The organism is Alteromonas sp. DY56-G5 (assembly GCF_041414725.1).
Lineage (GTDB): Bacteria > Pseudomonadota > Gammaproteobacteria > Enterobacterales > Alteromonadaceae > Alteromonas > Alteromonas macleodii.
In genome coordinates, this window is the sequence record NZ_JANHZQ010000003.1 from 172,934 (window position 1) to 183,020 (window position 10,087).

The window sequence follows — 10,087 nt, forward strand, 5'->3', positions numbered from 1 at the left end:
TCATGATCGAGTTTCTAGAAGCAATTCGCGATTTCACAGAAACAGGTGGCCAGGTTCTCCTGGTCATCGGTCTGCTGATATTCGTTATGTGGCTTTTGATCCTCGAGCGTGCGATGTATCTGATGGTTTGGCACAAGCAAGCCAAGAAAGAAGCGATAGCAATGTGGACAGCACGTGCCGATCGCTCTTCTTGGTTCGCAGAGCAGGTTCGTCAGAAAACAATTTCACAGTTAACCATGCGCCTAAACGGCAGCATCCCAATTATCCAGTCACTGGTTGCGCTTTGTCCGCTGCTAGGCTTGATGGGAACGGTTACCGGTATGATTGAAGTGTTCGATGTAATGGCGATTGCGGGCTCAGGTAATGCTCGTTCAATGGCGTCAGGTGTATCGAAAGCCACTATCCCCACAATGGCGGGCATGGTTGGCGCACTTTCAGGCGTATTCGCCGCTACCTGGTTAACTCGTATGGTGAAATCAGAACGCACGCATCTTGAGGATGCATTGATTATTCAACGTTAATGCTAGCTAAGCGTTAAGGTAAGGTATTTATTATGAAGCAGCACTTTCAAAACTTAGTCGATGAAGAAGAAGCAGCCATCGACATGACGCCCATGCTGGACGTCGTATTTATCATGTTGATCTTCTTTATCGTGACTGCGTCATTTGTGAAAGAAGCGGGTATCGATGTTAACCGTCCAGAAGCAGCAACTGCTGTGAAAAAGGACCGCGCCAATATCCTTATCGCTATTTCAGATAAAGGCGAAATTTGGATTAACAAACGCCGTATCGACGTTCGCGCAGTACAAGCGAACATTGAGCGTCTTCGCGCAGAAAACCCACAGGGTTCTGTTGTAATTCAGGCTGACAAAAAAGCCACAACAGAAACACTGATTAAGGTTATGGACGCGTCGCGAGCCGCTGGCGTTTACGATGTTTCGATTGCAGCCCAAGAGCAATAAATCATGCCACGATATTTAATCGCATTTGTTATTTCCCTTGCGATCACGTTAGGCCTGTTCTTCTTGATGCAATCGCTTATCAAGATGGGTGGCAGCGCACTAACTGAGCCGCCCAAGGGAAGCGTGCTTGACTTCGTAAGGGTTAAGCAGGATGAACAGGTTGAGAAAAAAGATCGTAAGCCGAAGAAGCCACCTAAGCCTGAAGAGCCGCCACCGCAAATGGAGCAGCCTCAAATGGACTCGCCTTCTCCAGATGCAGAAGGTACGTCGATGGACTTTGGTGCTGAAGTCGGAGACGACATCTCGCTAGAAGGCGGCTTGGCCCTTGAATCTGGTGACGGTGAATATCTTCCTATCGTTAAGGTTGCGCCGGTTTATCCGAGACGTGCACTTCAGCGGGGTATTGAAGGTTTCGTTATTGTTGAATTTACAGTAACTAAGCAAGGCGCAGTACGCGACCCAATTGTTGTTGAAGCTAACCCTTCAGGTATTTTTGAACAAGCGGCTATTGATGCGGCAATGAAGTTTAAATATAAGCCTCGAGTGGTAAATGGCGAAGCAACGGAAGTGTCTGGTGTACAAAACCGTATTACGTTCCAAATAGACGGGTAACAGAACATGATGAGAAAACAGACGAATACATTGCTTAGTGCACTGGCGTTTGCATTTGCATCGGCCACAGTATCTTTACCTACTATATTGGTTGCGAGTGACGCTGTTGCGCAAGAGCAAAAAGCGAGCGAAAAGAAAACTCGTCGTGTGCCTACGCTTCGCGGTAAAGTCTACGAGCAGCTAGCCCGTGCCCAAACGGCAGCTGATGAAGCGGGCAATGTAGAAGAAGCTATTTCCATTTTGAAAGAAGTGGAAGATAAGTCTCATTCTATGAATGCCTACGAAAAAGCGATGATGTACAACTTTTTCGGCTTCATTTATTACAACAACGAAGACTATGCAAAAGCGTTGGAGTCGTTTGCCAAGGTGGTAGAGCAACAGCCTATTCCTGAAAAGTTCGAAATGACCACACTTTTCAGTTTGGCTCAGCTTAACCTTATGCAAGGTAATTACGACGACACCATCACTTATTTAGAGCGTTGGGAAAGTCTAAATACAGGCCCTGTACCGGTTAAAAATAAAGTCATCAAAGCCCAGGCGTACTACCAAAATAAACAGTACGACGAAGCTGCAATGTGGATTTCTGAAGCCGTTGCCGATCACGAAGCTGAAGGCATGATCCCTGATGAAGGTTGGTTAATACTTCAGCGTGCTATTTTCTATGAACTCAAACAGCCTCAAAAGGTTAAAGACGTTCTTATTAAAATGGTGAAGCTTTTTGACGAACCTAAGTATTGGATCCAGCTGGCCGGTATGTACGGTGAGCTAGGCGAAGAGCGCAAGCAGTTGGCTATTATGGAAACCGCTTATCAGCGCGGGTTCGTTAATACATCCGCTGATGTGTTCAATATGGCGCAGCTTTATTACTATCATCGCGTGCCATACAAAGGTGCCAAGTTGATGGAGCAGGCGATGAACGACGGTGTGCTAGAGAAAAACTTGCGCAATCTTAAGTTCTTAGGCCAAAGCTGGTCGCTAGCCAAAGAGCAAGACAAAGCCATACCAGTGATGATGCAAGCGGCTGAACTGTCTGAAGACGGAGAGTTAGATGCACAGTTGGCGCAAATTCTTCTTAATGAAGAGCGTTTTGACGATGCAATTGCTGTAGCAGACCGCGCGGTTGAAAAGGGCAATTTGAGAAACCCTGGTTTGGTTTACCTGATTAAAGGCATGGCACTTTACAACAAGAAGCAATATGCCCTTGCGCTTAATCAGCTAGCTGAAGCAGAAAAGCACCAAAAAAGTCGTGCTATGGCACAGCAGTGGAAGCAGTTTGTGCAGGGCGAAAAGCGTCAGGCAGACGCCATTGCAGCTGAGCTAGGTACAAGTTAAAAATCGTACTTTCGTTAATACATCATTTAAAAGGGTCGAATAATATTCGACCCTTTTTTATGCGCTAGGGAAAAGCACTTTGGGCTTCGTCGTACGCTTTTTGGAGCTTTTGTTCTGATATATCGGTGGCAATAGCAATTAGGTGGTCTACCCGCGGCGACGACTTGATGACGGGAACCAGAGTGGTGAATACGTACCAAGGCTCGCCCAACTTAGTCAGACTATGTACCTCGCCTTGCCAGGTTTGCCTTGAGATAGTGAAACAAAAATATCTGATTTTTCGATGGAAAACGCGTAAAACTGGGTATTAAGCGCCGCGCTGAATGTGCGGCGCAAGTGGGGGAGTCATTAAGCCGAACGAAGCTCTCTACGTAGAATTTTTCCGACGGTAGATTTTGGTAGCTCGTCAAGTATCGTGATCGACTTAGGAATCTTGTAATTTGTGAGGTGCTGTTTACAGAAATCAATGACGTCTTGTGTCGATACATCGCTTGAAACAGTAATAAATGCACACACTCGCTCACCGGTCTTTTCATCGGGTTTACCCACAACTGCGGCTTCCATCACGCTAGGGTGCGTTGTAAGAACATCTTCAACCTCGTTTGGATAGACATTAAACCCAGAGACAATAATCATATCCTTCAAACGATCTACAATTTTAATTGCCCCAGACTCGGTGCGAATGCCAATGTCCCCGGTTTTAAAGAAGCCATCTTGGGTCATGACTTTGGCAGTTTCGTCGTCTCGGTTCCAATAACCCAGCATAACCTGAGGTCCGCGAACTGCAATTTGCCCCGACTCGCCTTCGGCCACCGGCTTATCATGGCTATCCAGTAACGCAACTTCAGTGCCTTCTAGTTCGTGCCCCACCGTGCCAATCTCTTCTTTACCTGGAATGTTAAAAGATACAACTGGCGCAGTTTCTGATAGCCCATAGCCTTCGGTGATGGTGTTCCCGGTTACGTCTTGCCAAATGGATACTGCGGCTTGAGTAAGTGCGGTGCCGCCAGACATCGTGAGGTGTAGTTTAGAAAAGTCTAACTTTGCAAATTCAGGGTGTCTTCCAAGACCAACAAACAAGGTGTTGATCCCCATGAATGCTGAAACTTTATGGGGCTTGAGTGTTTGAATGAAACCGTCGATATCCCGCGGATTGGGTATAAGAATTATCTGAGTACCTTTGGCAAAGAGCGCCATCATTCCAACCGTAAATGCATAAATATGATAAAGCGGTAATGGGCATACCAATACTTCTTCACCATCTTTGAAGCCCTCACCAATACGGTCGAGCATTTGGATGCAGTTAGCTAAAACGTTTTTATTACTTAAGGCTGCGCCCTTCGATACCCCTGTAGTACCACCGGTGTATTGCAACATGGCGAGTTCATCTAGAGCAATAGAAGGACGTGCAAATGCAGGCAGTGTATTGCCTAGCTCCACTGCTTGTGTGAATGAAACCGTACCTTCAAGGTTTGGTGCAGTGTTAGGGTCTAAAAGCTCTGTTGCCGACGTGGTGATAACGGTTTCGATACTAGTATCATCTTTTATGCTAGTGAATTTGGGGAGCAAATCACCCAGAATAACCAGAGCTTTCGCGCCACTATCAGTGAACTGGTGCTTCATCTCGCGTTCGGTATAAAGCGGGTTTGTATTTACTACAACAAGGCCTGCGCGTAAGGCAGCATAAACAACAATAGGGTTTTGAATTAAATTAGGAAGTTGTATGGCGACTTTGGTACCAGGAGACAATTTAGCTTCGTGAACAAAGTAGCGGGCTAACGCTGATGACTTACGGTCTATCTCGGCAAATGTAAGTGTTTGTCCAAGCGCCGTATACGCTGGCCTGTCGGCAAATTTTTGCAAAACGCTTTCAATATAATCGGCTAAGCAGGTCACGTTATCAGGATAAGTTATCATGTTGCTTGTTCCTAGTAGGGCAAAGTAAAAAGGGTGTTTATGCCTTACAGTAGCAAACTTAACTTTTCATTTACATTAGGGTTGGGTTATTTAGTATTATAATTTTTAGTTATTAATTTTTTGTAGAACTATTACTTAAGTAACTATATAGCCCACCAGCACAGATGCCTGCCATGCATTGTGCGGAAAGTCCTAAGGTAGTGCGAGCGCCTGCAATTAGGGTCACATTCAATATGGGCTGCATGGCAATGAGCATTAATAAGAACGACAGGCCTCCCGCTATTGTGAAAAGAATAAATCGGGTACGGTTGGAAGAGCCACTAGCATTTTGATTAAGACGCCTAACAATGAAATGTGTCGCCAAGAACGCCAACAATAAGGTAACAGCAATAATCACGCCGTAAGTAGGCAAAAGGCCTAGTGCATCTTGCCATATCATGAAAAACCAATCGCTTGGATTCATATCAACATCAATTCGAATGAGTCCGATTAAAACGGCACACGAGTGAAACGTACTTGCTAGTAGAAAGCCGACGGCCCATGATGGTAAAAAATGGAAAATAGTGCGTCGTATTAGGTTGTTCATTTTTGTAGTCCAAGATTTGTCGCACAGTGCATTAGAACAAAACTCAACAGGCCTCAAATGGTTTGAGCGTGGCAATAGGGTATACCATAGTATGTTAAGTAAAAGAGGACAATCACAATGAGGTCATGGCGTACGATGATCAGTTTACTGGCTTTTTCTTTACTGGGAGCTGCTTTGGCTCCTGCTTTTGCCGTAACTACGGCCTCTGAACTCACTCAAAAGCACGCATCTAATACTGAGCAACGTGAAGCAGGTAGCTCAAATCTAACGGCCTATGAAAATTTCGACCAGCATGTCATGACAGAAGATATCGCTACCTCACTGGCGTTTCCCAAGGCCTTAACGACGGTTATTGATAAGGCTCAGGCAAGCACCCATATATTGATAGTAACGCGAGATGGTGAGCTGGTAATTATTGACAATAAGGGGGAAAGTGCGCGGTTTTCTTTAATGCTCGATGACTTGTACACTAAAGGGCAAGGAGGCGTACTCGATCTTCTTATACCCTCGCAATTCCCTGAAGACAGAACCGTGTTGCTGAGTTATTCCAAGGGGAGCGATAGTGCAAACCGTCTTGCCATAGTAAAAGGACAGCTTTCCCTTACTTCTGGCATTACTAACATTCAGCCAGTGTTAGCACTGGCACAAGCCAAAGACACGCCTGTGCACTACGGTGGGAAACTGCTTCAACTAGAGGGCAGTGCTTTAAACACAAAACAGGGCTTTTTGGTTACGACAGGAGATGGCTTTGATTATCGCGAGCAAGCGCAAGTTATCAGTTCACAACTAGGAAAAGTGCTAGGGTTTACAATAGACGGCAAGCCGTTGGCCAACTCTCCTTTTCCTGATAACCCCTTTATTTTTAGTATTGGACACCGCAATCCCCAAGGGCTTGTAAAGGGGAGTGACGGCAACCTGTTTTTGCATGAGCACGGCCCAGATGGCGGTGATGAAGTAAACCTTTTACAACAAGGCGCAAATTATGGTTGGCCAGTTGTTACACTAGGCAAAGACTATTCCGGCGCTAGAATTTCGCCTTTTTCGACCTATCCGGGTATGACTGGCCCCATTGTAGACTGGACACCTTCTATAGCGCCATCTTCCATGATCTACTATTCCCATGGGCGTTTCCCGATGCTAGCTAATACGTTACTTGTTACCAGTTTGAAAGCCAAAGCTTTGTATGCGGTTAGAGCCGTATCGAACGAATATATCTCTACAAAAATGTTTGAGGGACCTGGGGAACGGCTGCGGGATATTGCGCTTGATCATCAAGGTAACCTGCTTCTTTTGACCGATGGTGAAAATGGAAGAGTGATCGAAGTATCGCCAAGAGGAAATTAGGCACAGAAAACATTAATAAATGAAATTTTGTTTCAAAATTGATGGTAATTTGTACTGGTAGCACCATAAATAAAATGAATGTCTGTCATAAGTGCAACACTATTATTTATCTTTATTGGTCAAACCATTCAAGCTAAATATTGTCATTGATTTCAAATGGTTTGCTTCTAACTGTCTGAAATGGTTAGTTTAATTTTGCTTTTAATTAAAATTCGTTTTTCTAGTAAAAATGTAATTGCTTTAACACAACGACAGTTTAGGCGGGTGAATACCTAACTGTTTACTTTCAGTCATTACGTAACCGCTAAAAATCGGTTAAAATATCCCTCATTTTTATATGCGTATAGCTAAGACCGACTTAACACTACGCCCAAGTAAAACTAAGACCGAGAGAACTATATGAGTTTGTATTCAGAATATCTGGCAGAGATCGAAACCCGTAAAACGGAACTAGGTCTTAACCCTAAGCCAATCGACAGTGCAGATCTGCTGTCTGAAATTATTGCTCAAATTAAAGATACAACAAACGAGCATCGCGAAGACTCTCTAAAATTCTTTATCTATAACACGCTTCCAGGTACTACACCTGCGGCGGGTGTTAAAGCACAATTCCTAAAAGAAATTGTACTTGGCGAAGAAAAAGTAGAAGAAATTACCCCTGAGTTTGCGCTTGAACTACTTTCACACATGAAAGGTGGTCCGTCTGTAGAAGTACTACTAGACCTAGCACTTTCTGATGACGAAGCGGTTGCTAAGCCTGCGGCAGAAGTATTGAAGACTCAAGTTTATCTATACGAAGCTGACACTGAGCGTCTTGAAAATGCATTCAAAGCTGGCAATGCTATTGCTAAAGACGTACTAGAAAGCTACGCAAAAGCTGAATTCTTTACCAAGCTTCCTGATGTTCCAGAGAAAATTGAAGTTGTGTCTTACATCGCCGCTGAAGGTGATATCTCAACTGACCTTCTTTCTCCAGGTAACCAAGCGCACTCACGTGCCGACCGTGAACTTCACGGCCAGTGCATGATCTCTCCTGAAGCGCAGCAAGAAATTGTTGAACTTGGTAAGAAGCACCCGAATGCTAAAGTGATGCTTATCGCTGAAAAAGGCACAATGGGTGTAGGTTCATCTCGTATGTCTGGTGTTAACAACGTTGCACTATGGGCAGGTGAGCCAACAAGCCCTTACATTCCATTTGTAAACAAAGCGCCAATTGTTGCTGGTACTAACGGTATTGCGCCAATCTTCCTTACTACTGTTGACGTAACCGGTGGTATTGGTCTTGACCTTAAGAACTGGGTTAAGAAAACTGATGAAAACGGTGAAATCGTTCGCGATGCAAACGGTGACCCAGTACTTGAAGAAGCTTACTCAGTAGCAACTGGTACTGTACTAACTATCGATACTAAGGCGAAGAAGCTTTACAACGGTTCAGAAGAACTTGCTGACGTTTCTGCATCATTTACTCCTCAAAAAATGGAGTTCATGAAAGCCGGTGGTTCTTACGCAGTTGTATTCGGTAAGCAGCTACAGTCTTTCGCAGCACGTACTCTAGGTACAAAAGCGCCAGCCGTATATGCAGCGTCGAAAGAAGTGTCTCACGAAGGCCAAGGCCTAACAGCGGTTGAAAAAATCTTTAACCGAAATGCAGTTGGCGTAAATTCAGATGCTCCGCTTCACGCGGGTTCTGACGTACGCGTTAAAGTAAACATTGTAGGTTCTCAGGATACGACTGGCCCAATGACGTGCCAAGAGCTTGAGTCAATGGCCGCTTCAACGATTTCTCCTGTTGTAGATGGTGCTTACCAGTCTGGTTGTCACACGGCATCAGTATGGGACAAAAAAGCACAAGCTAACATTCCTAAGCTTATGTCGTTCATGAACAACTTTGGTGTAATCACTGCACGTGATCCTAAAGGCGTTTACCATGCAATGACTGACGTTATTCACAAAGTGCTTAACGACATTACAGTAGACGATCGTGCCATTATCATCGGTGGTGACTCGCACACGCGTATGTCTAAAGGTGTAGCATTCGGTGCCGACTCAGGTACGGTAGCACTAGCTCTTGCAACGGGTGAAGCGGCAATGCCAATCCCTGAGTCTGTGAAAGTTACTTTTAAAGGTAGCATGAAAGAGCACATGGACTTCCGTGACGTGGTTCACGCGACTCAAGCGCAAATGCTTAAGCAATTCTCTGGCGAGAACGTGTTCCAAGGTCGTGTAATTGAAGTTCAAATCGGTACTCTATTGGCTGACCAAGCATTCACATTCACTGACTGGTCTGCAGAAATGAAGGCGAAAGCATCAATCTGTATCTCAAATGACGAGACAATGATTGCGTCGCTTGAACTTGCTAAGAGCCGTATCCAAATCATGATCGACAAGGGCATGGACAACGAAGCGAACATGCTTCAAGGCCTAATTGACCTAGCTGATAAGCGTATTGCTGAAATCAAGTCTGGTGAAGAGCCAGCGCTTGCGCCAGATGACAACGCGAAGTACTACGCAGAAGTGGTTATCGATCTAGATCAAATCGACGAGCCAATGATTGCTGACCCAGACGTAAACAACGAAGACGTATCTAAGCGTTATACCCACGACGTTATCCGTCCAGTTTCTTACTACGATGGTAAGCCAGTAGACCTAGGTTTCGTTGGTTCTTGTATGGTGCACAAAGGCGACATGCAAATCATCGCACAAATGCTGCGTAACCTAGAAAAGCTTAACGGTTCTGTTGAATTCAAAGCACCACTAGTTGTAGCTCCACCTACATACAACATCGTTGACGAGCTTAAAGCGGAAGGCGATTGGGACGTTCTAGCGAAATATGCAGGCTTCCAGTTTGATGATGCTAACCCTAAAGAAGTGGCGCGTACTAAGTACGACAACATTCTTTACCTAGAGCGTCCTGGATGTAACCTGTGTATGGGTAACCAAGAAAAGGCTGAGCCTGGCGACACAGTTATCGCGACATCTACACGTCTTTTCCAGGGTCGTGTTGTAGCTGACTCTGCTGAGAAAAAAGGTGAATCACTACTAGGCTCTACACCGCTAGTAGTACTTTCAACGGTTCTTGGTCGCTTCCCAACCACGGAAGAGTACAAGCAAGCGGTTGAAGGCATTGACCTAACTAAGTTTGCTCCACCATCTGAAGACTTAGCTGTTAAGCCTAAGTTCGAAGCAGATGTAGCCGTTAAGCGCGTATAAGTACTTAACGCTTTCAAACGCATTTAAAAGCCCCAACCTCGGTTGGGGCTTTTTTGTTTGCCCAGCGAAGCTGGCAAACCCGTCAGGTTGAAAGAAACCTGAATCACCCTGACTGAGGGGAAGAT

At 45.1% G+C, this 10,087-nt stretch carries 8 protein-coding genes; 6 read left to right on the plus strand and 2 right to left on the minus strand.

The window, feature by feature from the left end:
* Positions 1-2: 2 nt before the first annotated feature.
* From NO989_RS02585 to NO989_RS02600, 4 genes are read left to right on the plus strand one after another with little or no spacing between them, the layout of a single operon-like run.
* Positions 3-521 carry a MotA/TolQ/ExbB proton channel family protein gene (locus tag NO989_RS02585; protein WP_012517279.1) on the plus strand — a complete coding sequence of 173 codons (519 nt, stop codon included), beginning with the start codon at positions 3-5 and terminating at the stop codon, positions 519-521.
* 32 nt (positions 522-553) lie between these two features.
* A complete protein-coding gene (locus tag NO989_RS02590; RefSeq protein ID WP_014948289.1) occupies positions 554-961 on the plus strand; it encodes a biopolymer transporter ExbD in 408 nt (135 codons plus the stop codon).
* Positions 962-964: 3 nt separating this feature from the next.
* Complete coding sequence (locus tag NO989_RS02595) at positions 965-1,573, plus strand: energy transducer TonB (RefSeq protein ID WP_014948290.1); 609 nt, start codon at positions 965-967, stop codon at positions 1,571-1,573.
* 6 nt (positions 1,574-1,579) lie between these two features.
* The gene (locus tag NO989_RS02600) at positions 1,580-2,905 is read left to right on the plus strand and encodes a tetratricopeptide repeat protein (protein WP_371341999.1); all 1,326 of its coding nucleotides are present in this window, start codon (positions 1,580-1,582) and stop codon (positions 2,903-2,905) included.
* Positions 2,906-3,253: 348 nt separating this feature from the next.
* Here the strand turns inward: NO989_RS02600 and NO989_RS02605 are convergent, their stop codons facing one another.
* On the minus strand, positions 3,254-4,822 hold the full coding sequence (locus NO989_RS02605; RefSeq protein WP_371342000.1) for an AMP-binding protein: 1,569 nt from the start codon (positions 4,820-4,822) through the stop codon (positions 3,254-3,256).
* Between the two features lie 112 nt (positions 4,823-4,934).
* The gene (locus NO989_RS02610; protein ID WP_231514250.1) at positions 4,935-5,408 is read right to left on the minus strand and encodes a hypothetical protein; all 474 of its coding nucleotides are present in this window, start codon (positions 5,406-5,408) and stop codon (positions 4,935-4,937) included.
* 117 nt (positions 5,409-5,525) lie between these two features.
* Between NO989_RS02610 and NO989_RS02615 the strand changes: the two genes are divergently transcribed.
* The gene (locus NO989_RS02615) at positions 5,526-6,752 is read left to right on the plus strand and encodes a PQQ-dependent sugar dehydrogenase (RefSeq protein ID WP_049587063.1); all 1,227 of its coding nucleotides are present in this window, start codon (positions 5,526-5,528) and stop codon (positions 6,750-6,752) included.
* 399 nt (positions 6,753-7,151) lie between these two features.
* Positions 7,152-9,962 (plus strand): bifunctional aconitate hydratase 2/2-methylisocitrate dehydratase, encoded by a 2,811-nt coding sequence (locus NO989_RS02620; RefSeq protein WP_371342001.1) that lies wholly within the window; start codon positions 7,152-7,154, stop codon positions 9,960-9,962.
* Positions 9,963-10,087 lie beyond the last annotated feature (125 nt).

Excerpts from the sequence above, each read along its gene's own strand:
- NO989_RS02595 (WP_014948290.1), top strand. The coding sequence starts at position 965 with ATGCCACGATATTTAATCGCATTTGTTATTTCCCTTGCGATCACGTTA.
- NO989_RS02620 (WP_371342001.1), top strand. The coding sequence starts at position 7,152 with ATGAGTTTGTATTCAGAATATCTGGCAGAGATCGAAACCCGTAAAACG.
- NO989_RS02615 (WP_049587063.1), top strand. The coding sequence starts at position 5,526 with ATGAGGTCATGGCGTACGATGATCAGTTTACTGGCTTTTTCTTTACTG.
- NO989_RS02610 (WP_231514250.1), bottom strand. The coding sequence starts at position 5,408 with ATGAACAACCTAATACGACGCACTATTTTCCATTTTTTACCATCATGG.
- NO989_RS02605 (WP_371342000.1), bottom strand. The coding sequence starts at position 4,822 with ATGATAACTTATCCTGATAACGTGACCTGCTTAGCCGATTATATTGAA.
- NO989_RS02585 (WP_012517279.1), top strand. The coding sequence starts at position 3 with ATGATCGAGTTTCTAGAAGCAATTCGCGATTTCACAGAAACAGGTGGC.
- NO989_RS02600 (WP_371341999.1), top strand. The coding sequence starts at position 1,580 with ATGATGAGAAAACAGACGAATACATTGCTTAGTGCACTGGCGTTTGCA.
- NO989_RS02590 (WP_014948289.1), top strand. The coding sequence starts at position 554 with ATGAAGCAGCACTTTCAAAACTTAGTCGATGAAGAAGAAGCAGCCATC.